A 25,820-nucleotide genomic window follows, 5' to 3' on the forward strand; every position below is an offset into this window, starting at 1 on the left:
AACGAGATGGAAGATCGGGAAATGAGCGTAGTAGAACATATTGTTGAGCTTCGCAAACGAGTAATATATACAGTGCTATCCTTTGTACTATTTTTAATTGTTGGATTTACTTTTACGAAGGATATTTATTTTTGGCTTGTAAAAGATTTACCAATGAAATTAACTGTTCTCGGTCCAAGTGATGTATTATGGATTTTTTTCTCGATTGCTACAGTATTTGCTATCGTTTGTACAATTCCTTTTGCTGCTATACAAATTTGGTTATTTGTAAAACCGGGTTTACATCCAAATGAACAAAAAATGACAGTAGTGTATATACCGGTATTGTCTATATTATTTATTGCAGGTTTATGTTTTGGATATTTCGTTGTAATGCCGTTTTTATTTCATTTTTTAACTACGATAGGTAATGAAATGTTTAATACGATGTTTACGACAGAAAAGTATTTTCATTTTGTTCTAAATTTAACAGTTCCATTTGCTGTAATTTTCGAATTACCTGTAGTTGTAATGTTTTTAACAAGTATTGGATTGCTGACGACGGAATTTCTAATAAAAATTAGAAGGTATGCTTACGTAGCGTTGATTATCATTGCATCGTGTATATCACCGCCTGATTTTTTATCACATAGTTTAGTAGCGGTGCCGCTTATTTGTATTTATGAAATTAGTATCGCTTTATCAAAGATTGTTAGTAAAAGAAAAAAGAAAAGAGAAGAAGAAATACAGTCGAAAAGTGCCTCGTTATAAAGGCACTTTTTTTATTTAGTTGTTATACTATAGCTATAAACGTATACAATATAAAGAAGAAAAAAATTATAGAATCTCCAAAATTTAGACAAACTTTGCGCTTTACTAAGTTTATACTAAAATCATTCAGCAATATACGGATAACGAGATTCCTGTCTTATCGGATATTTAGGACGGAGGATGGATTAGGTGGAGATGAATAGAGTATAAATCTTTTAATCAAAAGGACTACAGGGATTGACTAAGTATACTTTTGTATTCATAGAAGTCGCCACTATAAACAACGTGTTACAGCGTAAAGTAGAGGAAGTTCAAAAATCCAATGAAAAAGAGGATTGATATTGTGATTACGAAAAGTTTTTATTTCACTCATTCAACAGGGGATTGTATTAAAATATTCGAAATCCCTGTCCTACAGGCGCAGCATCCATTATCGTTTCTAATTCAGTCTCGTCTTCAATTGTTTATTGCAAAAATTCAAAAACAAAAGCACCCAAGATTTTCGTATTCTTTCCGTGAATATTTACAAAATTGTTTGAAGTGGAATGATTATTTAAATGTATATAATACAAATACCCTTGAAAAAAATGCATGATATGGAGTATGGACAGGGTTAATAAACTCTGTCTTTTTCATTTTAGGTATAAAAATATAATTAATTTGGTGAAATTTGTTCGAAATTGTTGAAAGCACAGGGAATGCTAGTATAATAACAAGGAGAGCGTATTGGAAAGGGAAGAATATAATATGCAAAAAATTAAAATTGTAACAGATTCAACTGCAGATTTAGCGCAGGATGTAATCGAAAAGTATGGCATTCATGTGCTACCATTATCAATCTCTGTAAATGGACAAACATATTTAGATCGTGTTGATTTACAACCTGATGAATTTATTGAAGAAATGATCAAGTCAGAGGAATTACCAAAAACATCACAACCGGCAATGGGTACATTTGTAGAAATGTATGACAAGTTAGGTGAAGATGGAAGTGAAGTGCTTTCCATTCATATGACAAGTGGAATGAGTGGTACTGTGGCAACTGCCAATAGTGCTGCATCAATGACCGATACAAAAGTAACAGTTGTTGATTCTCAATTTATTACACATGCTTTAGCATATCAAGTAATAGAAGCTGCGAAAATGGCAAATGAAGGACGCTCACTAGAAGAAATTTTAAAACGTGTAGATGAAGTGAGGAAGAATACTCGTTTATATGTAGTAGTAGATACATTAGAAAACTTAGTGAAGGGTGGGCGTATCGGTAAAGGAAAAGCGTTTATCGGTTCGCTACTTAATATAAAACCAATTGCTAGCCTTGAAGATGGTGTTTATAACCCTGTAACGAAAGTGCGTAGCCAAGGTCAAATTGTAAAAACGTTAGCTAAGTTATTTGAGGAAGATACAGCTGGAAAAGTTGTAAAAGCTGTTGCGATTCCACATGCGAAAGCAATTCCTTTAGCTGAAAATGTAAAAGCGGCTGTTGAAAAAGTGAGTGGATTTGCTCAATCAGAAATTTTCTTTACAACGCCTATTATTAGTACTCATACAGGTCCGGGTGCAATCGGATTTATGTATTTAGCAGAGTAATAAAAAAGCTACTTGAAATTTATTTCAAGTAGCTTTTTTATGTGAATAGAAAGTAAGAAATAAGAAGGGTTATACAGGCACTCCCGCTAATGATATAGCGAGTCTGTAAATATTCATTCATAGAAAACACCCACTGATTAAAGTTTCACTTTATGATTTTCTATAGTATATGTTGGATATAGAAAATAAGTAGTTACGTTATACGTGTAACGTTTCACTTTTTTCATTTGTTTGCTTATCATTTGTTACGCTATTAGAAGTGAAAGTTTGGCCTAAAAAGAGGACATGCAGTTGTTCCCACGGTAACATACGTAAATTCCAATTATTTCGAAGCCTGGTTACTGCCTCACGAGGTGTTTCATCGGCGAGTGCAAAAGCTCCGTAATGCATCGGTATAAAGTGTGCAGCGTTTAAATCTAAATAAGCTTGCACAGCCTCTTCAGGTGAAACATGAGATACTTTCATAAACCATTCTGGTTCATAAGCGCCAATTGGCATAAGGGCAATATCAATTGAAAAGCGTTTGCCAATTTCTTTGAAACCTTGGAAATAACCACTGTCACCACAAAAATAAATGGTTTCTTTCGTTGTTTCATTATTAATAATCCATCCCCCCCAGTGAGAGGTATTCATATCAAATAAGGATCTTCTCGTCCAGTGCTGGGCAGGTACGAAGTGAATGGAAACATCATTAACTGTTGTATTTTCCCACCAATTATACTCTTCTACGTGAGTGAATTTTTTGCGAGTAAATAATTTTTTCAGTCCAATAGGTACAAGGTATAAAACATCATCATTTAGCTGGCGGAGCGTTGAAAAATCTAAATGATCATAATGACCGTGCGAAATGAGGACAATATCAATTTTAGGTAGTTCTTGTATAGAAAGGCCCGGTTCAGTAAGTCTTGGAACTAATTTTAATTTAGTAGCCCAAACTGGATCTGTTAATATATTCAGCCCATTCATTTGGATAAGGAATGTAGAATGGCCAATCCAAGTTACAGTCGTCTTTTCAAAGTTGTTTTGTAGGAATTTGCTTTGTTTAATAGGTGATTGTTCTACTAAAAAAGAAAAATCCTTTTTATTTTGTTTTCGCTCTTTTCGCCAACGTATGAAGGAACGAATTGATTTTTTTGTGCTTACATTATCCATATTTTCATAACGTTTTGTCATGAACATCACCTCATTTAAAATCGTTGTAATTGTATTGTACCGAAATGTTGTTAAGGAATACAGTGAATAACATGGATGAATGTTTAACGAATTGTTAAAAAATAGGGGGATACGTTTACAAAAGTAACAATAAAATTAGTTTTGCAAATTCTATTTAGAGATATAATAGTGAAAAAATATATTTTGTCTAGTAATTCGCTTGAAATAAAGAAGTAACATACGTAAATTCGTACGATTTCGTGAACAAATGTAGTAAACAATTTTCTCGTAGTGTTAACTTTTGTTATGATAAACATAACCTATTTAAATTTAGGATAGAGAAAAGAGGTTTATATATGAAGCGTTATCAAAAAATAATTGGTCTTATGGTTGTATTTTGTCTCTTTGTACTTGCTGGATGTAGTGAATCGGGTTCAAAGCTTCGTAAACCATTGAATTGGGATTTAGAAACTTTCCAATTTACAAATCAAGATGGAAAGTCATTTGGTACAAAAGATTTAAAAGGGAAAGTCTGGGTTGCTGACTTTATGTTCACAAATTGCCAAACAGTTTGTCCACCAATGACTGCTAATATGGCAAAACTACAAAAGATGGCCAAAGAAGAGAAATTAGACGTTCAGTTTGTTTCGTTTAGTGTAGATCCAGACCTTGATAAGCCGGAGAATCTGAAGGCTTTCATTCAAAAGTTTACAGAGGATACTAGTAACTGGAATTTATTAACGGGTTATTCGTTAGAAGATATTACAAAGTTTTCAAAAGATAATTTCCAATCACTTGTAGATAAACCGGAGAATGGTCAAGTTATGCATGGTACATCATTTTATTTAATTGATCAAAACGGAAAAGTAATGAAAAAGTATAGTGGCATTAGTAATACGCCGTACGAAGACATTATACGTGATATGAAGCGATTAGCGGATTAAAAAGAAGGGTGCAAAGCACCCTTCTTTTTTTTACATTAGTCTATGGATAAAATGTCATGCTGTTGTGGTAGTTTTGGTGCTCGAATTTCTAACACGCCGTTTTGATACGAAGCTTTCGCTGCTTTTTTATTAATTGAGTAGGGTAATTTAATCAATCTTGATGCTTCTGAAATGGAACGTTCTCGGCGATAATAGTTATGAGATGTTTCTTCCTCGACCTCTTCAAGTATCTCTTCTTTTACAGAGACTTTTAAGTATTCACTTTGTATTTCAATTTGAATTTGTTCTTTTTGTATACCTGGTAGTTCAGCTGTAACAACGAGTTCTTCACCAACTTCATATAAATCTACAGGGAATGTTAATAAACGGTTTCCTTTTTGGAAAAAATGATTTAAATCAGCGATTACATTGCGAAGTGGTGTTTGCTCGAAGAAATCATCAATTTGCTTTAAATAATTGCGAACCGGTGGGCGAGAAGAGTCTTTTTTTTCTTCACTCATGGTATTCCCTCCTAGAAATCAATTTGCAATATCATATGACAAAAGCGGAGAAAGGTGACTGCCTAGTTTTCATGTTTTCATAAAAAATTGTTAAAAATGTGAAATGGAGTGATTTTTTTATAGTTTTTGGTCGCCATATTCAATTGATTATGCTAGTATAAATAGGGTTGATATAGTAGTATATAGACAGAATGAAAACTGAAAGAGGGTAAGAAGTATGTGTGGTTTTGTAGGATGTTTATGTGAAAACCCTAGAGAGTTTTCAGAAACAGAAAAACATCAATTTGAAAATATGAACACGATGATTTTCCACCGCGGTCCAGATGACGAAGGATATTTTCGTGATGAACATGTACAATTTGGCTTCCGCCGTTTAAGCATCATTGACTTAGAGGCAGGACATCAGCCGCTAACTTATGAAAATGATCGATATGTAATTATTTTTAATGGTGAAATTTACAACTATGTAGAATTACGTGAAATGTTACTTGAAAAAGGTGCAACGTTTGCAACGCAATCTGATACAGAAGTTATCATTGCATTGTATGCACATATGAAAGAAAAATGTGTAGACTATCTTCGTGGTATGTTTGCATTTATGATTTGGGATCGAGAAGAGAAGAAACTTTTCGGTGCACGTGACCACTTCGGTATTAAACCTTTATACATTGCACAACAAGGTGATACTACATTCTTCGCATCTGAGAAGAAAAGTATTATGCATGTGATGGAAGATAAAGGCGTTAATCCAACGTCACTACAACATTACTTTACGTACCAATATGGTCCAGAGCCAGAAACATTAACAATTGATGTTAATAAAATCGAGCCTGGTCATTATTTTGTAAAAGAAGTTGGTAAAGAGATGGAGATCCATCGCTACTGGAAACCTTATTTCAATGCTTCAAGTGCAACGAAAGAGGAGCATATCCAAGCAATTCGTGATGTGTTATATGATTCAGTAAAAGTGCATATGCGCAGTGATGTACCAGTAGGTTCATTCTTATCTGGTGGTATCGATTCATCTATTATCGCTTCTATCGCAAGAGAAATGAATCCAAATCTTTTAACATTCTCTATTGGTTTTGAACAACGTGGCTTCAGTGAAGTTGATGTTGCCAAAGAAACTGCTGAGAAATTAGGCGTTAAAAACCATAACGTATTCATTTCAGCGAAAGAGTTTATGGATGAGTTCCCAAAAATCATTTGGCATATGGATGATCCTTTAGCAGATCCAGCAGCTGTACCATTGTACTTCGTTGCAAAAGAAGCACGTAAGCATGTAACAGTTGTTCTTTCAGGTGAAGGTGCAGACGAGCTATTTGGTGGGTATAACATTTATCGTGAGCCAAACTCACTAAAAATGTTCTCTTACATTCCTAGCCCGGGTAAGAGCGTTCTAAAAGCATTAAGTGGTGCTCTTAAAGAAGGCTTTAAAGGAAAGAGCTTCCTAGAGCGTGGATGTACGCCAATTGAAGAGCGTTACTATGGAAACGCGAAAATCTTCCGTGAAGAAGAAAAAGTTGAATTAATGAAGTATTACAATGAAAGTGTTAACTATATGGATATCACGAAACCATTGTATAACGAAATTAAAGATTATGATGATGTAAGCAAAATGCAGTACATTGACATGTTCACATGGTTACGCGGTGACATTTTATTAAAAGCTGATAAGATGACAATGGCAAACTCATTAGAACTTCGTGTACCGTTCTTAGATAAAGAAGTGTTCGATGTTGCATCTAAAATTCCAACTGAATTTAAGATTGCTAACGGAACTACGAAAGCTATTTTACGTGAAGCAGCACGCGGAATCGTTCCAGATCACGTATTAGATCGTAAAAAACTTGGATTCCCAGTACCAATTCGTCACTGGTTAAAAGACGAAATGCATGATTGGGCTATCAATATTATAAACGAGAGTAAAACAGAGCATTTAATCGACAAACAGTACGTATTAAACTTACTGGAAGCACATTGTGCAGATAAAGGCGATTATAGCCGTAAAATTTGGACTGTACTTGCGTTTATGGTATGGCATCAAATTTATGTTGAGCATAAATACGATACGAATAAGTTCCACGAAGAAACGAAACGTGCGTATAGCTTAGTTTAATTAGAAAAACCTTAAGATCGCATACGATCTTAAGGTTTTTTTCATAAATAGAACGAATTATTGATACAATAATAGTAAAAGGATGGACAACATATGATTACGTTTGAAAAAGTAAATGTAGAAAATGAAAACGTTGTTAAAGAAATGTTTCGCTCACATAGTTTAAGTGAGAATCAGGTACAGTATTGTGTGAAAGTTGATGATACATATATTGGTGTAATAGATTATTGTGTTCAAGAGGAGAGTGCGGTTTTATCTCAGTTAATTATTCACTTTGATTATCAAAGTTACGGTTATGGAACAAATACGTATTTTACATTTGAAACGATGATGAAAGAAAGAAATGTGAAAGAGATAAAAGTAATACAAACGGAATTAACGGAACAAGCTAAATCTTTCATAGAGAGCTTTGGTTTTAATGAAGAAAATGGAATATATGTGAAAAAAATATAACGATGCGTAGTTACGCGGGATAAATATAAGGCAGGTGGATATATGATGATGACTTCTGGTCTTGTATTAATTGGAGGGTGTTTTCTAGTAGCAGAGCTAATCCATATGTTCATTCGAAAAAGAATGAATAAGAAGAAAAAGCCGTATGAATTACAATATGCCCCTGTGTTTTTCCTTTTATTTTGTATGCTGATTACATTACAAAACATAATGAACTTTCCGCCGCTATTAAATATTTTTTTAAAGTTCGGTTTGCTGTATAGTAGTACTGGAATAGCTCTTTTATTCTTTTTATTTTGCATACGTTATATTCACTATCAATCGTATATATTTATTTTAAATTGGTTAAAGCAAAATGAAAGAAACCGCCTTACATAAGGCGGTTTCTTTGTATTTATAATAGCTTTGAAAGTTATAGTAAGTAAACAGTTTTATCTAATAGAAGTTCCATATAACACGCAATACGAACTGCTATGGGTGCAATCTGAAATGAAATAACAAGATACAGATGTTTTTATATATAAAGCTCAAAAATTCATTAGAATTTATTGAAATGATTAGATGATTCCACATATTATCTGTTGTTAGTATGTGGTACTATATATTCTTAATCTATAACGTAAGTAGGTGTATAAATTTGAAATGTAAATCAACTAGCTTATCTTAAGTGCTGACAAATTGAAGAAGGAAATTTTTTAGGAGGTATCGTTTTTGTATGTTTAATATTGATATGCTATTTCTTGAATGGATGACCAGTCTGGAGGGAAGTGTACTTACAATACTTTTCAAATTTATATCCAGTATTGCAAATGAAACGCTGTATTTAGTTATTATTTCGATTTTATATTGGTGTGTTTCTAAAAGAAAAGCATTTCATATGATTGTTATGCTTTGTTTTTCTGGGTATATAGGGATAGTGGTAAAAGAATTCATGAAAATCCCAAGGCCGTATACATACGAAGGAGTTCAAGCTTTATATGAAAAATCCGCCGCAGGATATTCTTTTCCAAGTACACACGTCCAGTTAGGGGCAACGTTTTGGAGTTCGTTCATGAGTTTATGTAAAAAGAGAATCATTTGGATCATTGGAATTATTTTTATAATATTGGTTGCTATTTCTCGTCTTTATTTACGTGTACATTGGCTTAGTGATATAGTAGGAGCTGTTTTAATTAGTGTCATAGTTGTTTATTTATATACGAAAGTAACAGTGGAATTAAATGATAGGAAATTTATATTGTTACAACGAATTGTATTGGCTGCTTCCCTCATAATGTATTTCGTGACAGACCAAATAGATAATTTAAAGTTGCTTGGAGTTTTGACAGGTTCTACGATTGGTATCATGTTAGAAAATCATTTTATTAAAATGATTGAAAATAATAATTTTAAAATACAAGTAGTAAAAACAGTATTAGGTCTTAGTTTCATGTTCATGATACAGCTCATACTAAAAAAAATAATACCTGATATGTATTATTTACGTTATGTATTGACTGGAATTACAATTACTTTCTTATGTCCATTTCTATTTCACATGTTACGGTTAAAAAATGTGAGTAGCAAATAAGTACAAAAATATTTTGAATAAAAATGAGATCTGAATTATATATATTGAAAAAGTTTTCTGATATATCTATTGACAATGTATGAGATATACATTACTCTTTAGAATGTGAATGATAATCAGTTTCAACTAGGAGGACTTATGACACGCACTAAAAACTTGTTTATATTTTGCGTTATGTTATTAACGATCATAATCGCAGGGTGTAGTAAAGAAGAGAAGAAAGAAAATGATACATCAGCTAAAGCAAAAGATTCATATACAATAAAGCATGCAATGGGAGAAACGACAGTAAATGGTACACCAAAAAGAGTTGTCGTTTTAACAAACGAGGGTGCTGAAGCGCTTTTAACTGTTGGAGTAACACCAGTCGGAATGACAAAACCACGTGCTGGTGATGAATGGTATCCTCATTTAGCGAAAGAGTTAAAAAATACGAAAGTAGTAGGAACTGAGCGTGACATTAATTTAGAGGCGGTAATGAAGCTTCAGCCGGATCTAATTATCGGAAATAAAATGCGTCACGAAAAAATATACGAGCAGTTAAAAGAAATCGCGCCAACAGTATATGCTGAAACGTTGCGCGGTGATTGGAAAGAAAACTTTACGCTGTATACAAAAGCTGTAAATAAAGAAAAAGAAGGGCAAAATGCTCTTAATGATTATAAAAAGCGTATTACAGCAATAAAAGAACAATTAGGTGATAAAATTAACTCTAAAGTTTCCATTATTCGCTTCGTCCCAGGTGATGTCCGTATTTATCAAAAAAATTCATTCTCAGGCGTTGTATTAAATGATATTGGATTTAAACGACCACCACTACAAGATAAAGATGAATTTGCGATAAAAGGAATTACAAAAGAGCAAATTCCAAATATGGACGGGGACTATATATTCTATTTCACATCTGATAAAGATGCGGATAAGAATAATGAAGGAAACACGTTAGCGAAAGAATGGACAGAAGATCCACTTTTTAAGCAGTTACAGGCTTCTAAAGATAATAAAGTATTCCAAGTAGATGAAGTGATTTGGAATACAGCAGGTGGTATTGTAGCTGCCAATCTTATGTTAGATGATATTGAAAAATATTTTCTGAAGTAAATGAACGGTCGAGTACATCACTTTAAATGAGTGATGTACTTTTTCATTTATAAAAATACAGAAAATTCCTTCTTTTGGATGCGGATAAGTTGTACAATTAAACCAATCATGGAATAAAGGAGTGGAAATAAATGAAAGCTACTCATAAAGATTGGATTTTGTTTAACGGAAGAATGATAAATACGAAGGAAGAACAGCCGATGATTCCATTAGAGGAGAGAGGATTTCAATTTGGCGATGGTATATATGAGGTTTTCAGACTATATGATGGGAAGCCACATTTATTAGATTTACATTTAGAACGATTCTTTAATTCTATGGAAGAAATAAAAATAATTCCACCGTTTACTAAGGAAGAGTTGGTGGAAGAGTTATATCAAATGATTGAAAAAAATCACTTTCAAGAAGATGGGAATGTATATTTGCAAATATCAAGAGGTGCTCAAGCACGTAATCATGTGTATGAATCAAATATGGAACCAACATATTTTGCAAATATAGTTTCATTTCCAAGGCCAATTGCAGCTATGGAACGAGGAATAAAAGTTACTGTAGAAGAGGATATACGTTGGAAGTTCTGTCATATAAAATCTTTAAATCTGCTACCTAATATTATGATTAAAAATAAAATAAACGAACAAGGTTATCAAGAAGCAATATTAGTACGAGATGGAATTGTAACGGAAGGGTGTCATTCAAATTTCTTTATGGTGAAAAATAATAAATTAATTACACATCCGGCTGACAATTTCATTCTCCACGGCATTACACGCCACTTCGTTATTACGTTAGCGAAAGAGTTACATATTGAAGTAGAAGAACGAGAATTTTCATTACAAGAAGTATATGAAGCTGATGAGTGTTTCTTCACAGCGACACCACTTGAAATATTCCCAGTCGTTCAAATAGGTGATGAACAGTTTGGAACCGGGGAAAGAGGACCAATTACAAAGAAACTCCAAGTTACATATGAAGAAAGTATTCGTTTGTTTAAAGTTACGAACTAATATTGAAGAAAAAAGCTGGTATTCCTCCAGCTTTTTTTCATGATATAATTCAAGCATAGGACAAGATTTGAAAACGCTGTAAAAAGGGGATTTAATGTATGAATTATGAAGATTTTAAAGAATTAATTCACGGTAGACGAAGTGTTAGGAAGTTCACAGAACAAGAAGTATCCACTAGTGATATAAAAGAAATTATTGATTGTGCTCGTTATGCGCCGAGTGATACGAACTCACAAACTTGGGAGTTCTTGGTCATTATGAACCGAGAGAAAATTAAAGAAATTGAACAAATGACATGGGATGCATTACATAAACTTGCGGCAAAAGCGGCAGAAAACGGAGAAGAGAAAGCAGGGAAATTACTTACACGTTCTTTCGGGCCATATGCGACAGCTTTCTCGGAGGCGCCAGTATTAATCGTATGTTTGGCCACACCATATGAATCAAAGTTTCGTGAAAAGATTTTTGATCCAATTGCTTTTGTTCCAGATTCAGTTTGGGAAGAAGAAGGAATTAAGAGCAGCTGTTTAGCGGCACAAAATTTAATGCTAGCTGCACATGCGAAGGGACTTGGTACTTGTCCGATGACAGGACCAGTATTGTTAGCTCAAGATGAACTACGACAATACTTACAAATTGAGCCTGAAAAACAAATAAATATGGTTATTTCACTCGGTTTTCCGAAAGATAAGCCGAAGAAACTTCCAAGAAAAGAAGTAGATGAGATTACAACATTTGTTTTTTAAAGCCCAAAATAAAAAGACATTGAATGAACAATGTCTTTTTATTTTGGGTAGGTATGTAATTCAATTGTTAGGCTAAAATGATAGATAAGAGGGAATTACTATTTATTTCATAAAAAAAATTAATGTTCTATTAAGGAAAGTATGATACATTAATCGTGAGCAATATTCTATTTGTTCATGAAAGTGTTGAAAGTAGTCTTAAAATTTAAAAGTTATTTTTGTATAATAAATTATAATGAAATGACAGGGGGGATGAATTTTGAAAAAATTCATAATCACTGGATTGTCTGTATTGTTACTAGCTGGTTGCGGTACTCCACAGGAAAAAGAGGGTACACAATCAAAGCAGGAAGAAAAAGTTGTAAACGCAAGTAATGAGAATGTAGTTGTATTTCCTGAAGGAGCAGTGTCAGTCGGAGAAGGAAAAGTGAAAGTTATTACTCCAGATGGCACCTCTGAAAATGGCAATATACCGGCTGTGTTCATCAAAAAGGATACTTTAATTCAGCAAGTTGAATTAGAGCTTTCTAATTTTCAAAACGATAAAGAAACATTTATATTTGTAGATCAAGTATATGCAGATAAACATCAAGTCACTAGTACAACACAGACAACCGTACAATTAAAAGAAAAAACGCTTGAGACAGGTAATCATACGGTTACTGCAGTTCAGTATGAAAACAATGACCCGAAAGGAAAGGTTATTAGTTTTAATCAAGCAACATTTGAGACAAAGCCTGCGTCTTAATAAGAATAAAAAGTACATTACTCAAAAAGTAGTGTACTTTTTTGTTTGGACTAGCGGATGTGATAGTGAATAACTTGTTTCGTTTTCTAATACGATTAAATAGGAAGAAATCACTTGTTATTACTATGGCAGAGAAAGAGATTGAAGGTGTGAATCGATGTATTCGTATCGTATTGATTAGTATAATGATGTCAGTAATTTGGCTTACGATACAAGAAGCCATTCAAATTACATTCAATTATCAAATTCATGATTTGTTAATAGTAGCTATTTGTTTTATCACTATTTATCTTTTTTGTGATAAACTCGGATTAAGGTAAGTTTTGAGAGAAAAATATAGGTATTTCATTTGAAATGTCGAAAAGTACATACGATGTCGTAATAACAAATTTTCTATTGTTTACTGTGAAACAGAAGAAGGGGAGATAGTAGTTATGAAACGAGCGCTTATTAATATTGATTATACATATGATTTTGTAGCCGAAAAAGGTGCTTTAACATGCGGGAAACCAGGACAAGAAATTGAGAAAGAAATTGTACATATAACGAAGCAATATATTGAAAATGGAGATTACGTTGTCTTTGCGATCGATAAACATGAAGAAAACGATGTATATCATCCAGAATCAAAGTTATTCCCGCCTCACAACATAGCTAGTACAAAGGGAAGAGATTTGTTCGGTGAATTGCAAGATGTATATGAAACATATAAAAGTGCTGAGAATGTATATTACATGGATAAAACACGATATAGTGCATTTGCAGGAACAAACTTAGAGATGAAGTTAAGAGAAAGAGGAATAGAAGAAGTTCATCTTGTAGGTGTTTGTACTGATATTTGTGTTCTCCACACAGCAGTAGACGCTTATAATAAAGGATTTAAAATTGTAGTTTATGAAAAAGCGGTTGCATCTTTTAATGCGCAAGGACATGAATTTGCACTTGGACATTTTAAGTCATGCTTACATGCAGAAGTAAAGTAAAAAAAAGAGGCCTTTAAAAAGGTCTCTTTTTACGTTATAGCTCATTGTTAGTAACCTCCGCGAGTCAAAATATTTTTAAATGAACAATTCGGCGTTGTGTTAATATTTCACTTTTTGTTTAGGAAAGTATTGAGGTCTTAAAATAAATTCATTTAATAAAATTTCAATTGTCAGCTCCCTTTAGGTGATGAAAAAGGGTATATTTATAGAAGAAAGTGTAACAAGTTTTAAAGAAATCAAAAGTTATGACAATAAATTAGTTTTTCATGAAATTTTCATTAGTTAAGGGTGTGGTTGGATGAGTTTATTAACGTATACTGAAGAATTTTTTAATTATGTAAGAGAGTTTTTACTTTTAAGATTTTTACTATTTGCTTTAGTTCTAATCATTATCTCATTTGTAATTAACCGTATTATTGATTGGTTTTTTAGGAAATCAAGCTTTTTTGATGAAGAGGTAGAGCAAACGATTCAAAGTGTGATCCGATCTATTTTTAGATATATCATTATCATCAGTCTAATCATATATTTAATTAGCCAATTTGTAGATATAAAAAGTATAATTGCAGGCGCAGGGATAGCGGGGGTTGTTATCGGTTTTGCTGCACAACAGATGCTAAAAGATGTTATATTAGGCTTTGCGCGATTAGCGGACAAAGAGTTTCGTGTTGGCGATTTTGTTACTTTTAACGGAACAAATTCAGGAACAATTGAGGAAATTAGTATTCGTTTTATGCAAATTCGTGAATGGTCAGGAAAACTCCTAACTATACCACATGGAGAGATTAGGACGATACAAAATTTTAATAAAGGATGGATGCGCGTAATTGAACGGATTACGGTAAGTTATCAGGAAGATCCTACAAGAGTTAAGGAATTGTTGGAAGAAGTTTGTGTGAATTGTAATGAAAAATTGGCTCCAAGTCTTTATAAAGTAGAGGATGAAGCTGTTGAGCCATTTAAATATGTTGGTGTTACAGATTTAAATCCGAATCTTAAATATGTTGGATATGAATTTTGTATTACGGGTTTAATAAAGCCAGAAGATTATTTTGAAACTTCTAGACAAGTAAGATTTGAATTGATGTCTATGTTCCATAAGAATCAAGTGCAGATGCCAGCAGCCAATATGGTCGTTACTGCTGAAAGCTTACAGCATGCCCGTGCTGGACAATCTTTACCCCACTTTAATGGGCAGTAAGATCCCCACCTCAAAATTCAGCGAAAGCAAAGAAGTTAGGTGGGGGGCAACTGCCCATAAAAGTCCGATTGGTTCAACTAATAATCAGTGGGGATGAAGAAAAACCCCACTGATTAAAGTTTCACTTTATCGGACAGTTAAAGTAGAACAGTTTGTTAACAAAAATTCTGCATCCAACATTGGATAGAAAAATAATAATAAAATGATTGAGATAAAGAAAGAGCCAAAGGAAATTGGCTCTTTTTAATTTGTAGAATTTAGAAATTTCTTAATGTTATAATGGTAGTTGGTGATGAAAATGAACTTTGAAGAAAAAGAGATGTATCGTTTAGAAGCATTAAAAGCAATTGCTGAATTATTAAATGAAGCAACAGACTTACAGGACATGTTAGAAAAAGTGTTACATACATTGTTACAAGTTATGAATTTACAAACAGGGTGGATATTCTTTATCGATGAAAGTGGAAAGCACCGTATGCTTGTAGATCAAAACTTACCTCCAGCTCTTACGTGGCAAGAAAAGAGGCCAATGTGTGAAGGAGACTGTTGGTGTGTAGAGCGTTTTGTAAATGGGAGATTAGAAAAAGCAACAAATATTATTGAATGTAAGCGGATAGAGGATGCGATTGAATGTAATTGGGGAGAGACAGAAGATGTTACGCATCATGCGACAATTCCTCTTAGGTCTGGGTCGGAGAAGTTTGGTCTATTAAATGTGGCCTCGCCTCAAAAAACACATTTTTCAGAGGAAGAATTAGCATTATTAGAATCAATTGCATTTCAAATAGGAACGACAATACAACGTATTCAGTTAGTGGAAAAAGAACGTAAATACGTAGTGGTAGCTGAAAGAAATCGACTTGCACGTGATTTACATGATTCAGTAAAACAATTGTTATTTTCTATTATGCTAACAGCAAAAGGTACTCTAAATATGACGCAAGATAGAGACTTGCAAGAGATGTTAAGTTATATTGGAGAATTATCACAGGAAGCATTACAAGAAATGACACTTTTAATTTGGCAATTAAGACCGGAAGGATTAGAGAAAGGTCTAGCAGAAGCAATTAAAAATTACGGGAAGTTGTTAGGGATTCATGTGGAAGTTCGAATTGATGGAATGGTTTCAATTGGGGATGAAATAGAAGAAGTTTTATGGCGTATTAGTCAAGAAGCAATACATAATTGTAAAAAACATGCTTCATGTGAAAAGGTAAATGTTCTTTTAAAAATAGAAAATAACCAGCTATATTTTTACATAGAGGATAACGGAATAGGATTTATACAAGATAACGTAAGAGAGACAGCGCTCGGCTTAAAAAGTATGAAGGAACGTATTCAGTTAATGAAGGGATCGTTTCAAATAAAAACGGAGCTGAAAAAGGGTACGAAAATTGAAATTCAATTGCCGATTTGAAGGGGAGAAGAAGGTTGAAAATTAAATTACTTTTAGTTGAGGATCATCATATCGTTCGAAGAGGACTTGTATTCTTTTTGAAAACGAGAGAAGGATTTGAAATTGTTGGGGAAGCAGAAAATGGTGAAGAGGCATTAATATTCGTCCAAACAAAAAGACCAGATGTAGTATTAATGGATCTATCAATGCCGAAGATGGATGGTATTGAAGCAACAAAACGGATAAAACAATATGATGAGACAATAAAGATACTTATATTAAGCAGTTTTTCAGAGCAAGATTATGTTTTACCAGCACTAGAAGCTGGAGCAGATGGTTATCAATTAAAAGAAGTACAACCTGAGCAACTTGTTGCTTCTATCATTGCAGTACAGGAAGGTAATGCGAATTTTCACCCGAAAGTAACACCAGCACTCTTAGGACGATCAGCAGTCAAAAAAGAAAAAGAAAACCCTTTTTCCATGCTAACGAAAAGAGAGCAAGAAGTACTTCGTGAAATTGCGAAAGGGAGAAGCAATAAGGAAATTGCAGTAGAGCTTCATATTACAGAACAAACTGTAAAAACGCATGTTTCAAATGTTTTAGCTAAGCTGGAAGTAGATGATCGTACGCAAGCTGCATTATATGCGGTGAAGCATAGAGGGAATAATAAATTTGAATAATTATGTACTATGTTGCGACAGAATACATAGGAGCCTTTAAAATTTATCTCGCTATTTTCGGGATAATAATCATTGGGAGATGTACAATAAGCTCGCTAATTAAAACTTCAATTTATAGTAGTGCCAAATAAAGGTTTTTCTTCTTTCGATAATTAGGTACAATAAAGCTACGATGGAAGGGGAAGATATGCTATGCCAGGTACAAGAAATGGGCTTGGAAAGATTCAGGCTTCGTTAAACGGTTTATCACCGAAATTGCGAAGTATTGCTGAACATATATTGAAACATCCACAAGATGTTGTACATAAATCTATTACAGAATTAGCTGAAGTTACGAATAGCTCCGAAGCTACGATATTCCGCTTATGTAAGCACCTTGGTTTTCAAGGGTTTCAAGATTTAAAGATTACATTAGCTCGTGAAATTGTACATACTCCAATGCAAAATATTCATGAAGAAGTATCGGCGGAAGATAGCATGGTAACTGTTGCTAAAAAAGTTTTTCATTCGCATATTACGGGACTGCAAGATACATTACATTTGCTAAACGATACAGCACTAGAGCAGGCTGTAAAAGTATTGCAAGATACAAGCCGTATTGAGTTTTATGGAAATGGTGGTTCTGGTATTATTGCGATGGATGCATATCATAAATTTATGAGAACAGGTATTTCTTGTATTGCTCATACAGATTCACATTTTCAAATTATGGGTGCGGGTTTACTAACTAAAGAAGCGGTGGTCATTGCAATTTCTCATTCTGGTAGTAATAAAGGGTTACTGGAAGCGTTAGAAGTAGCAAAAGCAAGGGGAGTTCGTATTATTGCAATTACGAGCTATCAGAAATCGGCATTAAGTCAACTTGCTGATATTACATTATATACTTCAACACGTGAGACGGAATTCCGTACAGAAGCTAGTTCATCAAGATTAGCACAGTTAAGTTTGTTAGATACTTTATACGTTGGGTTATCATTACAACGCCAAGAAGAAACGTTGCAAAATTTACAAAGTATACGTGAAACTATTTCGATGAAACGAATATAAAAGTCCTTCAGTTGAAGGGCTTTTTATATTGGTCAATAGTCGTTTGTGAAAATCTGCTGATTATAATTTTCTGTTTTAAGAATCTTTTTTAATTGAGTCTTATACTCCGCACCTAGAATTTTAATTAACGATACATGAATGAAAATTCAGTTTTCCTTTAAATATAGTAAGAAAATATTTGGTTAATAATTCAAATATTGTTCAAAATTTAACAATAAGCTTTTAAAATTACATGTTATGATGAACGTGTAATGATGATTGAACATTTAAATTTGGCATAATGATTAGCCAAATCAGTGAAGACAGAAGTTTTGAGATGTACTCATTAAAATTCTAAAACACTAAAGGGGAGATCACATATGAAAGCAGTAATAGTTAATAAAAATAGTAAAGCAAACATTGAAGTTATTGAAAAGGAATTACGTCCGTTACACTCAGGTGAAGCGTTAGTAGATGTAGAGTATTGTGGAGTTTGTCATACTGATTTACACGTTGCAAATCATGATTTTGGAAACACAGATGGCCGTATTCTTGGTCATGAGGGTGTAGGTATAGTTACGAAACTTGCTGATGATGTTACTTCACTAAAGATAGGTGATCGTGTAAGTATTGCATGGATGTTCCAATCTTGTGGACGTTGTGAATATTGTGTAACTGGTAGAGAAACATTTTGCCGTGAAGTTAAGAATGCTGGTTATTCAGTAGATGGTGGTATGGCGGAGCAATGTATTGTTACAGCTGACTATGCGGTGAAAGTACCAGAAGGATTAGATCCTGCTCAAGCATCATCAATTACATGTGCGGGCGTAACTACATATAAAGCAATAAAAGTATCAGATATTAAACCTGGTCAACCTATCGTCATCTATGGTTGTGGTGGATTAGGTAACCTAGCTATCCAATATGCTAAAAACGTATTTGGTGCAAAGGTCATTGCAGTAGATATTAATGATGATAAATTAGCCTTAGCAAAAGAGGTTGGCGCTGATATGACTATCAATCCAATTTCTCAAGGTCCTGCTGATAAGATTGTGCAAGATGAGTTTGGTGGTGCTTATGCTGCTGTAGTAACAGCCGTTTCTAAAGTAGCATTCAACTCAGCAGTTGATGCAGTACGTGCTTGTGGTAAAGTCGTTGCAGTCGGTTTACCAGTAGAAACTATGGATTTAAACATTCCGCGACTTGTATTAGATGGAATTGAAGTAGTTGGTTCTCTAGTCGGTACTCGTAAGGACTTAGAGGAGGCATTCATGTTCGGTGCAGAAGGCAAGGTAGTGCCAGTTGTTCAAACGTGTTCTCTAGATAAAGTACAAAATGTATTCGAAGAAATGGAACAAGGTAGAATTCAAGGACGTATGGTAATCGATTTTAAACAGCATAATTGTGGTTGTAAATAATTCACTTTAAATATAAAAAATATGAGTCTAGCAAAGGACATTAAAAAGTTAGACGGCATAAAGAAGCTGATCCCTGTATTCAACAAGGATCAGCTTTTTTAATATTAATGCTGATTAATGAGAAATGATTAAAGGTTCACTTTATCTGCAAACGAAAAAGAATCTTTACTTTTAACAAATTTTTTATGATCTGGAACGGTTTGAATTGCTACTGCTTGCAAATCTCTTGCTTTCAGTGCATCTTGAATCCCGATTGTCATAAGTTTAATAAAAAGAATCGTAATAAAGAATGAAACGAGAGTATAAAAAATAATCCACCATGAAAGATTCATTTCATAACGATTTAATCCAATAAGGCCTGCCCAATCATTAGATAGAGAAACAGGTTTGAGCACTCCGTCATAGAGTTCTCGCATTTGAATCCCGCCAATTACAATGTCAAGCAAAGCTAAATGGATAACGAGTATGAGTGCTTGGACGATATGTTCCATGAATAACACAAATAAGCGATCAAGTAATAAGACTCGTAAGTGTTTTTTGATAATATGAAAACGGCTAGCCCCTAGCAATTGGGAACTTAAAATGTAATCTTGTTTCATAAATTCATCAACCTCTGAGGATATATATAAAGAAAGTGTAGGCAGAGCCACGAATATAAGTACGAGTACTTGATAAAACGCAAATGAAATATTTGGATCTAATCTATCAGCATTTGATACGATTACAATATTAACGGGCGTGATGAGTATAAATGCAATAAATAAAGTAGGAATGTAATAAAAAACTTCTGAGCATGACTGGAAAAATCTCTTGAATTTTGGAGCATATAAACTTAAAAGGATTCCTATACATGTTCCGAATAAAATTCGAAAGAAGCTAATTGCCACGGCTAATAAAATGGTGAATTTTGCTCCTTCTATAATTTGTAAGAAAACAGATTCTCCAAAACGATCAGATCCAAAAGGCGGTATTAACGATGGTGAAAAGGGGGCCTTTCCAAGCAATTCGTTATTGTCATTGTAAAGTAACTGAGGAGGTTTTGGGATGTTATCTTTAAAGAACCAGCTATAAATAAAACTAGCTGAAACAAGTATGAATAAATAAGTAAAGCCGATTAAAAATCGTTTTGATTTCCAAATAGATTTCATAGAGCCGCTCCTTTCAATTGCTTTTGCCATCTATTCATGATGAGAGAGATTATTTGGAAAATGGCATAAAATGGTAAGATAATCATGACAAGTATGATAAATGCAGCTGGTGGTGAAATAAACGCTTTTTTAAATAAAAATTGAATAATGCCTTGCATATTAAAAACGAATTCTAAAATGAATAAGTTAGACAGTAAGAAAACAAAAATCGTTTTTAAATGGTGGAAGAAGTGGATAGATATATTTTTGAATAAATGAATACAAAGTATATAACTGGATGAAAGGCCTTTGCCATATGCAACCTCTACGTAATGTTTTCCATGTTCTTCTTTTATGTATAACACCATCATTCGAAACATTTGTAATGTAGGTAAAACAGATAAAGATAAAATAGGGAGTAAATAAGCTCGATTTTCATTATAGGAAATAATGGTGAAAGGAGCTTCTCCGAATTTCTGAAGTACCCATATGAAAAATATTTGCAAACAAATCATCATCATCATATCAGGGACAGCTTCTAATATGAACACAATTCGGTTTATCCATTTTTTTATATAATCTTTTGCTAAAAAATAAAAAAATGCCATGCTAGATGAGATAAAGAGCGCAAGCAAAAAGGCTAAAAATAATATAGTAAATGAATATAGATAAGGTTCTAAAACAGTTGGAAATAGTGGTGTTGTTTTTAAATGACCATACTTTGGGTCTGATCCTATAACCAACAATGATTCAGGGGAGAAAACCTGTTTTAACATAGTAACGATCTGGTCAAAAAAATAAATTGGTTGAAAGGTAAATCCTTGTTGAGTGATAAATAAATAAGGTAAATTTAATAATAGTAACAGTGATAAAAGAATGGATGAAAGCTTAATTGTGAATTGAGATATTTTATGTAACATTAAATCCCTCCGACATCTTTTTACAACATTATACAATAAAGTTTATAATATTGTTTTTATTTTTCTGAAAAATATAAATACTATTAGATTTTATATTATGGAACATATATTTACAAGTTAATAAAGTGATAGTAGGATACGTGCTCTAAGACTATTAAGATAAAAAGACGAGTGAACTTAATACAATAAAAACGAGCAAAGTGCAAAAAAATTTCTATTGCAGAGGTAGTTGCTGTACAACTCCTTTTTCATGCAAATGAATAGAACGTATGGAAAGACTCTCTATGTGTTGTTAATGAAAGAAAAAGAGTGTGTTGCGTAAAGAATATAACGCAAATTTAACGAGGAGAAAATCTAAATTTAGTATGTAGTGAAATGGAATGAGGGGATTTATTTTTTGTGATGAAAAAAATTTTCTTTTTAAAACTTGATTAAAGAAAAAATATTTTATATACTAATTCATGTAAACGGTTTACTAGATCGTATTTTGCTAGAAACGAAGGGAAGATTTGCATGGAAACAAGGGGGAGAGTAATCGGGATTGATATCGGTACCACAAGTACAAAAACGGTTGTGTTCACAGAAAAAGGAAAAGTCGTTGCATCACATGCAGTTGATTATCCAATTATTCAACCGAACGTCGGATGGGCAGAGCAAGATCCTGATGTAATATGTGCTGCTGTATACAAAACTGTAAGCGTTGCCATCGAAGAGGGTAATGTGTTACCAGAAGATATTTCTTCAATCGGTATTAGTACAGCAATGCACGCATTAATTGCAGTAGATGAAAACGGTGCGCCATTAACACGTTCTATCATTTGGGCGGATAATCGAAGTACGAAACAATCGGAAAAATTATTACAACATATGAATGGGCATGACATTTATAGACGAACGGGTACACCAATTCATCCGATGTCGCCGCTTTCTAAATTATTGTGGATGAAAGAGGAAGAGCCAGAATTATATACGAGCGCTTATAAATTTATTTCCATTAAAGAGTATGTTATTTATCAATTGTTTTCACGTTACGTAGTGGATTATTCAATAGCATCTGCTACTGGGTTATTTAATTTAGAAACATTAAACTGGGATGAAGATGTTTTAACGATGTTACATATGTCACCAGAACAATTATCAACACCTGTGCCAACTACATATATTTTATCGGGTATAAAGCCTGAATTAGCACAAAAGATGGGTATTCGTGAAGATACTCCAGTTGTTATAGGTGCAAGTGATGGTGTTCTTGCGAATGTGGGCGTTGGGGCAATATCGCCTGGCTCAGCTGCAATTACGATTGGAACAAGTGGTGCAGTTCGAACAATTTCATCAAGTGTTAATACAGATGAAAAAGGAAGAACGTTTTGTTATGCATTAACAGACGAGCACTGGGTGATAGGCGGACCAACGAATAACGGCGGAATATTATTGAGATGGTTACGTGATGAATTTGGTAGCCCAGAACAAGAAGTAGCAAGGAAACTTGGCATTGATCCTTATGATTTATTAATTAAATATGCGGAAAGTGTACCAGCTGGAGCAGGTGGATTGCTATTTTTACCGTTTCTTTCTGGAGAACGTGCACCTTACTGGAATGCAAATGCGCGTGGTACATTCTTTGGAATTAACCTTCAGCATAAACGAGAACATTTTATACGAGCAGTTATGGAAGGTGTTTGTATGAGCGTATATTCTGTTGCACTTGCAATTAGGGATTGTACAGGGCCACTTACTGAAATACGCGTTTCAGGAGGATTTGCGAAATCTGCATTTTGGAGACAAATGCTATCCGATATGATGGGAAAAGAATTGCTTGTTCCTGAAAGTCATGAAGCATCTGCGCTTGGGGCAGCGGCGGTTGCTTTATATGCTGTAGGAAAAATTGATTCTCTTGAAGAGGTAAAAGATTGGATTGATATTGTTCATCACCATGTACCGAATAAAGAAAATACGGCTATATATTTAGAAATGTTTTATATGTATGAACGACTTTACAATCGCTTGAAAGAAGAATTTGATTGTATAGCTGCTTTCCAACGTAAACAATAGGGGGATTGGGAGAAATGGTAGTTGGGATCGTACTAGCGGCAGTTGTCATACTACTTTTACTTATTACGGTAGTAAAGTGGCATCCATTTGTCGCGTTAATTTTAACAGCAATTGGTGTAGGGCTAGCAATGGGAATGCCATTGATTGGAACTTCACCAAAAGATCCAGGGATTATCGACTCTATTAAACTAGGGCTTGGTAATACGTTAGGGTTTTTAGCGATAGTTTTAGCATTAGGAACGATGCTTGGAAAAATGATGGCCGAATCTGGCGGTGCTGAACGAATTGCTACCACATTAATTGATCGTTTTGGGAAGAAACGTGTTCACTGGGCAATGATGTTCGTTGCATTTTTAGTAGGGATTCCAGTATTTTTCCAAGTTGGATTTGTACTATTAATTCCATTAGTATTTACAATTGCGTTAGAAACTGGGGTATCACTTATTACAATCGGTATTCCACTAGTAGCAGGACTATCTGTTGTACACGGACTCGTTCCACCGCATCCAGCAGCGATGGCAGCGGTAGGTATTTTTAAAGCAGATGTAGGGAAAACAATTTTATATGCATTAATTGTCGGACTTCCAACTGCAATCATTTCAGGTCCGCTTTACGGGAAATGGATTGGTGCTCGTATACATAAAGAAGTGCCATTAGATATAGCAGAGCAATTTATTGAAAGAGATAAGAAGAAGGAACTTCCTAGTTTCGGAAATACATTGTTTACTATTTTACTTCCAGTATTTCTAATGCTTGGTGCATCGATTGCGGAAGTCGCGCTAAGCAAAACAAGTCAACTTGCTCAAGTATTGCACTTTATTGGAGATCCAATCGTCGCACTATTAATTGCAACGATATATTCTTTCTTTAGTCTTGGTTATGCAAAAGGGTTCTCAAAAGATAAAGTATTACAATTTACAAATGATTGTTTAGGACCAATTGCGAACATACTGTTAGTTATTGGTGCAGGCGGTGCGTTTAATAAAGTACTATTAGATTCTGGAATTGGAACGACAATCGCAGAAATGGCGAAAGAATCTCATATTTCACCGATATTATTAGGCTGGGGAATTGCGGCTCTGATCCGAATTGCGACGGGATCTGCTACAGTTTCTATGATGACAGCAGCTGGAATTGTAGCACCGATTGCAGCAAGTACACCAGGTGTAAACGTTGAACTGTTAGCACTTGCAACAGGTGCAGGATCATTAATTTTATCACATGTAAATGATTCTGGATTTTGGATGATTAAAGAGTATTTCGGAATGACTGTGAAGGAAACATTATTAACATGGACTGCAATGGAGACCATATTATCTGTTGTAGCACTTGGACTAATTTCGTTATTAAATATATTTGTATAGAATGGGAGATTGATTAATATGAAACTAGGTTTAATTGGATTAGGAAAAATGGGATTCCCATTAGCAGAACATTTATATGAAGACAAGCATGAAGTAGTTGTATACGATGTAAATAAAGAGCTTGTTGAAAAGGCAGGGGCTTTAGGGATTACTGCTCGTCATACATTAAAAGAAATGATTGCTGAACTAGAGGCTCCTCGTACAATTTGGGTAATGGTACCTGCGGGAGAAGTTGTTGAGTCAGTATTAAAAGATGTATATCCATTATTAGAGGAAGGCGATATCGTTATTGAAGGTGGAAATTCATTCTATAAAGATACGTTACGCCGTGCGGAAGAAGCGAAAAACTTTGGTTTACATTACGTAGATATTGGCACATCAGGCGGTGTAGAAGGAGCTAGAGACGGTGCTTGCTTAATGGTTGGTGGAGAAAAAGAAATTTACGATCAATTGGAACCTTTATTTAAAGATTTAGCAGTAGAGAATGGGTATTCTTATGCAGGCCGCGTCGGAAGTGGTCATTTCTTAAAAATGGTTCATAACGGTATTGAATACGGTATGATGCAAGCAATCGCTGAAGGATTTGAAGTGTTAGATAAAAGTGATTTTGATTTCAATTATGAAGATGTTGCAAAAGTATGGGCAAACGGATCGGTTATCCGCGGTTGGTTAATGGACTTAACTGAAAAGGCATTTGCAGATGATCCAAAACTAGAGGGGATTAAAGGTGTGATGAATTCTTCAGGAGAAGGGAAATGGACTGTGGAAACGGCACTTGAACTTCAAGCGGCAGCACCGGTAATCGCAATGTCATTATTTATGCGCTACCGTTCTCAAGAAGATGATACTTTCCACGGAAAAGTGGTTTCAGCTCTTCGTAATCAGTTCGGTGGACATGAAGTTGTGAAAAAATAGGAAATGATTTTTGAAAAGAAACTTGTGCATAAGCGCAAGTTTCTTTTTTTTAGTG

General features: G+C 34.1%; 26 protein-coding genes. 22 read left to right on the forward strand and 4 right to left on the reverse strand.

What is annotated here, in order from left to right; translation table 11 throughout:
- The first annotated feature begins 6 nt into the window (after positions 1-6).
- The 3 genes from tatC (at position 7) to MR113_RS05505 (ending at position 2,340) form a co-directional block, all read left to right on the forward strand.
- Positions 7-750 (forward strand): twin-arginine translocase subunit TatC, encoded by a 744-nt coding sequence (gene tatC / locus MR113_RS05495; protein ID WP_242252023.1) that lies wholly within the window; start codon positions 7-9, stop codon positions 748-750.
- Positions 751-1,093: 343 nt separating this feature from the next.
- Positions 1,094-1,345: a DUF2535 family protein gene (locus MR113_RS05500; RefSeq protein WP_033656333.1), complete on the forward strand. Its 252-nt coding sequence runs from the start codon at positions 1,094-1,096 to the stop codon at positions 1,343-1,345.
- Between the two features lie 152 nt (positions 1,346-1,497).
- Positions 1,498-2,340, forward strand: a complete 843-nt coding sequence (locus MR113_RS05505) for a DegV family protein (protein WP_076539187.1) — start codon at positions 1,498-1,500, stop codon at positions 2,338-2,340.
- 198 nt (positions 2,341-2,538) lie between these two features.
- Here MR113_RS05505 and MR113_RS05510 read toward each other — a convergent pair whose 3' ends face one another.
- Entirely contained in the window at positions 2,539-3,513 is a 975-nt protein-coding gene (locus tag MR113_RS05510; RefSeq protein ID WP_242252024.1) for an MBL fold metallo-hydrolase, read from the reverse strand.
- A gap of 335 nt (positions 3,514-3,848) precedes the next feature.
- Between MR113_RS05510 and MR113_RS05515 the strand changes: the two genes are divergently transcribed.
- The gene (locus tag MR113_RS05515; protein WP_000833337.1) at positions 3,849-4,436 is read left to right on the forward strand and encodes an SCO family protein; all 588 of its coding nucleotides are present in this window, start codon (positions 3,849-3,851) and stop codon (positions 4,434-4,436) included.
- A 35-nt stretch (positions 4,437-4,471) separates the two neighbouring features.
- Here MR113_RS05515 and MR113_RS05520 read toward each other — a convergent pair whose 3' ends face one another.
- Positions 4,472-4,936 carry an Hsp20/alpha crystallin family protein gene (locus tag MR113_RS05520; RefSeq protein WP_001288088.1) on the reverse strand — a complete coding sequence of 155 codons (465 nt, stop codon included), beginning with the start codon at positions 4,934-4,936 and terminating at the stop codon, positions 4,472-4,474.
- 217 nt (positions 4,937-5,153) lie between these two features.
- Here MR113_RS05520 and asnB point away from each other — a divergent pair, with 217 nt between their 5' ends.
- The 15 genes from asnB to adhP all read left to right on the forward strand — a co-directional run bounded on the left by asnB (position 5,154) and on the right by adhP (position 19,387).
- Positions 5,154-7,055 carry an asparagine synthase (glutamine-hydrolyzing) gene (gene asnB, locus MR113_RS05525; protein WP_000333823.1) on the forward strand — a complete coding sequence of 634 codons (1,902 nt, stop codon included), beginning with the start codon at positions 5,154-5,156 and terminating at the stop codon, positions 7,053-7,055.
- 93 nt (positions 7,056-7,148) lie between these two features.
- On the forward strand, positions 7,149-7,508 hold the full coding sequence (locus MR113_RS05530) for a GNAT family N-acetyltransferase (RefSeq protein WP_242252035.1): 360 nt from the start codon (positions 7,149-7,151) through the stop codon (positions 7,506-7,508).
- Between the two features lie 48 nt (positions 7,509-7,556).
- Positions 7,557-7,886: a hypothetical protein gene (locus tag MR113_RS05535; protein WP_242252195.1), complete on the forward strand. Its 330-nt coding sequence runs from the start codon at positions 7,557-7,559 to the stop codon at positions 7,884-7,886.
- 337 nt (positions 7,887-8,223) lie between these two features.
- The gene (locus MR113_RS05540; RefSeq protein WP_242252044.1) at positions 8,224-9,078 is read left to right on the forward strand and encodes a phosphatase PAP2 family protein; all 855 of its coding nucleotides are present in this window, start codon (positions 8,224-8,226) and stop codon (positions 9,076-9,078) included.
- Between the two features lie 138 nt (positions 9,079-9,216).
- Complete coding sequence (locus MR113_RS05545; protein ID WP_242252046.1) at positions 9,217-10,179, forward strand: ABC transporter substrate-binding protein; 963 nt, start codon at positions 9,217-9,219, stop codon at positions 10,177-10,179.
- Between the two features lie 131 nt (positions 10,180-10,310).
- The gene (gene dat / locus MR113_RS05550) at positions 10,311-11,186 is read left to right on the forward strand and encodes a D-amino-acid transaminase (RefSeq protein WP_242252055.1); all 876 of its coding nucleotides are present in this window, start codon (positions 10,311-10,313) and stop codon (positions 11,184-11,186) included.
- Between the two features lie 98 nt (positions 11,187-11,284).
- Positions 11,285-11,932, forward strand: coding sequence for a nitroreductase family protein (locus MR113_RS05555; RefSeq protein WP_242252061.1), 648 nt, complete (start codon positions 11,285-11,287; stop codon positions 11,930-11,932).
- Between the two features lie 259 nt (positions 11,933-12,191).
- Positions 12,192-12,680 carry a putative periplasmic lipoprotein gene (locus tag MR113_RS05560; protein WP_242252063.1) on the forward strand — a complete coding sequence of 163 codons (489 nt, stop codon included), beginning with the start codon at positions 12,192-12,194 and terminating at the stop codon, positions 12,678-12,680.
- Between the two features lie 65 nt (positions 12,681-12,745).
- Entirely contained in the window at positions 12,746-13,000 is a 255-nt protein-coding gene (locus MR113_RS05565) for a hypothetical protein (RefSeq protein ID WP_242252065.1), read from the forward strand.
- Positions 13,001-13,114: 114 nt separating this feature from the next.
- Positions 13,115-13,663, forward strand: coding sequence for a cysteine hydrolase family protein (locus tag MR113_RS05570; RefSeq protein WP_242252067.1), 549 nt, complete (start codon positions 13,115-13,117; stop codon positions 13,661-13,663).
- A 298-nt stretch (positions 13,664-13,961) separates the two neighbouring features.
- Entirely contained in the window at positions 13,962-14,864 is a 903-nt protein-coding gene (locus tag MR113_RS05575; protein WP_242252068.1) for a mechanosensitive ion channel family protein, read from the forward strand.
- Between the two features lie 298 nt (positions 14,865-15,162).
- Positions 15,163-16,281, forward strand: a complete 1,119-nt coding sequence (locus tag MR113_RS05580) for a GAF domain-containing sensor histidine kinase (protein ID WP_472927131.1) — start codon at positions 15,163-15,165, stop codon at positions 16,279-16,281.
- 14 nt (positions 16,282-16,295) lie between these two features.
- Positions 16,296-16,943, forward strand: a complete 648-nt coding sequence (locus tag MR113_RS05585) for a response regulator (RefSeq protein ID WP_242252071.1) — start codon at positions 16,296-16,298, stop codon at positions 16,941-16,943.
- A 192-nt stretch (positions 16,944-17,135) separates the two neighbouring features.
- Positions 17,136-17,990, forward strand: coding sequence for a MurR/RpiR family transcriptional regulator (locus MR113_RS05590; protein ID WP_242252073.1), 855 nt, complete (start codon positions 17,136-17,138; stop codon positions 17,988-17,990).
- 359 nt (positions 17,991-18,349) lie between these two features.
- Positions 18,350-19,387: an alcohol dehydrogenase AdhP gene (gene adhP / locus MR113_RS05595; RefSeq protein ID WP_242252084.1), complete on the forward strand. Its 1,038-nt coding sequence runs from the start codon at positions 18,350-18,352 to the stop codon at positions 19,385-19,387.
- 128 nt (positions 19,388-19,515) lie between these two features.
- Here the strand turns inward: adhP and MR113_RS05600 are convergent, their stop codons facing one another.
- The gene (locus MR113_RS05600; protein WP_242252086.1) at positions 19,516-20,535 is read right to left on the reverse strand and encodes an ABC transporter permease; all 1,020 of its coding nucleotides are present in this window, start codon (positions 20,533-20,535) and stop codon (positions 19,516-19,518) included.
- Positions 20,532-21,434, reverse strand: coding sequence for an ABC transporter permease subunit (locus MR113_RS05605; protein WP_242252088.1), 903 nt, complete (start codon positions 21,432-21,434; stop codon positions 20,532-20,534). The genes MR113_RS05600 and MR113_RS05605 overlap by 4 nt, the downstream gene beginning before the upstream one ends.
- A 513-nt stretch (positions 21,435-21,947) precedes the next feature.
- Here MR113_RS05605 and gntK point away from each other — a divergent pair.
- From gntK to gnd, 3 genes are read left to right on the forward strand one after another with little or no spacing between them, the layout of a single operon-like run.
- Positions 21,948-23,486: a gluconokinase gene (gntK, locus tag MR113_RS05610; protein WP_242252099.1), complete on the forward strand. Its 1,539-nt coding sequence runs from the start codon at positions 21,948-21,950 to the stop codon at positions 23,484-23,486.
- 14 nt (positions 23,487-23,500) lie between these two features.
- On the forward strand, positions 23,501-24,850 hold the full coding sequence (locus tag MR113_RS05615; protein WP_061678446.1) for a GntP family permease: 1,350 nt from the start codon (positions 23,501-23,503) through the stop codon (positions 24,848-24,850).
- An 18-nt stretch (positions 24,851-24,868) separates the two neighbouring features.
- On the forward strand, positions 24,869-25,765 hold the full coding sequence (gnd, locus tag MR113_RS05620; RefSeq protein WP_242252108.1) for a phosphogluconate dehydrogenase (NAD(+)-dependent, decarboxylating): 897 nt from the start codon (positions 24,869-24,871) through the stop codon (positions 25,763-25,765).
- The last annotated feature ends 55 nt before the right edge of the window (positions 25,766-25,820 follow it).

Origin of the sequence: Bacillus cereus group sp. BfR-BA-01379 (assembly GCF_022663605.1) — a bacterium.
Taxonomy (GTDB): Bacteria; Bacillota; Bacilli; order Bacillales; family Bacillaceae_G; genus Bacillus_A; species Bacillus_A mobilis.

What these genes read in the sequence shown, in the direction of transcription:
- tatC (WP_242252023.1), top strand. Translation starts at nt 7, where the DNA reads ATGGAAGATCGGGAAATGAGCGTAGTAGAACATATTGTTGAGCTTCGC.
- MR113_RS05505 (WP_076539187.1), top strand. Translation starts at nt 1,498, where the DNA reads ATGCAAAAAATTAAAATTGTAACAGATTCAACTGCAGATTTAGCGCAG.
- MR113_RS05510 (WP_242252024.1), bottom strand. Translation starts at nt 3,513, where the DNA reads ATGACAAAACGTTATGAAAATATGGATAATGTAAGCACAAAAAAATCA.
- MR113_RS05515 (WP_000833337.1), top strand. Translation starts at nt 3,849, where the DNA reads ATGAAGCGTTATCAAAAAATAATTGGTCTTATGGTTGTATTTTGTCTC.
- MR113_RS05520 (WP_001288088.1), bottom strand. Translation starts at nt 4,936, where the DNA reads ATGAGTGAAGAAAAAAAAGACTCTTCTCGCCCACCGGTTCGCAATTAT.
- asnB (WP_000333823.1), top strand. Translation starts at nt 5,154, where the DNA reads ATGTGTGGTTTTGTAGGATGTTTATGTGAAAACCCTAGAGAGTTTTCA.
- MR113_RS05530 (WP_242252035.1), top strand. Translation starts at nt 7,149, where the DNA reads ATGATTACGTTTGAAAAAGTAAATGTAGAAAATGAAAACGTTGTTAAA.
- MR113_RS05535 (WP_242252195.1), top strand. Translation starts at nt 7,557, where the DNA reads ATGACTTCTGGTCTTGTATTAATTGGAGGGTGTTTTCTAGTAGCAGAG.
- MR113_RS05540 (WP_242252044.1), top strand. Translation starts at nt 8,224, where the DNA reads ATGTTTAATATTGATATGCTATTTCTTGAATGGATGACCAGTCTGGAG.
- MR113_RS05545 (WP_242252046.1), top strand. Translation starts at nt 9,217, where the DNA reads ATGACACGCACTAAAAACTTGTTTATATTTTGCGTTATGTTATTAACG.
- dat (WP_242252055.1), top strand. Translation starts at nt 10,311, where the DNA reads ATGAAAGCTACTCATAAAGATTGGATTTTGTTTAACGGAAGAATGATA.
- MR113_RS05555 (WP_242252061.1), top strand. Translation starts at nt 11,285, where the DNA reads ATGAATTATGAAGATTTTAAAGAATTAATTCACGGTAGACGAAGTGTT.
- MR113_RS05570 (WP_242252067.1), top strand. Translation starts at nt 13,115, where the DNA reads ATGAAACGAGCGCTTATTAATATTGATTATACATATGATTTTGTAGCC.
- MR113_RS05575 (WP_242252068.1), top strand. Translation starts at nt 13,962, where the DNA reads ATGAGTTTATTAACGTATACTGAAGAATTTTTTAATTATGTAAGAGAG.
- MR113_RS05580 (WP_472927131.1), top strand. Translation starts at nt 15,163, where the DNA reads ATGAACTTTGAAGAAAAAGAGATGTATCGTTTAGAAGCATTAAAAGCA.
- MR113_RS05590 (WP_242252073.1), top strand. Translation starts at nt 17,136, where the DNA reads ATGCCAGGTACAAGAAATGGGCTTGGAAAGATTCAGGCTTCGTTAAAC.
- adhP (WP_242252084.1), top strand. Translation starts at nt 18,350, where the DNA reads ATGAAAGCAGTAATAGTTAATAAAAATAGTAAAGCAAACATTGAAGTT.
- MR113_RS05600 (WP_242252086.1), bottom strand. Translation starts at nt 20,535, where the DNA reads ATGAAATCTATTTGGAAATCAAAACGATTTTTAATCGGCTTTACTTAT.
- MR113_RS05605 (WP_242252088.1), bottom strand. Translation starts at nt 21,434, where the DNA reads ATGTTACATAAAATATCTCAATTCACAATTAAGCTTTCATCCATTCTT.
- gntK (WP_242252099.1), top strand. Translation starts at nt 21,948, where the DNA reads ATGGAAACAAGGGGGAGAGTAATCGGGATTGATATCGGTACCACAAGT.
- MR113_RS05615 (WP_061678446.1), top strand. Translation starts at nt 23,501, where the DNA reads ATGGTAGTTGGGATCGTACTAGCGGCAGTTGTCATACTACTTTTACTT.
- gnd (WP_242252108.1), top strand. Translation starts at nt 24,869, where the DNA reads ATGAAACTAGGTTTAATTGGATTAGGAAAAATGGGATTCCCATTAGCA.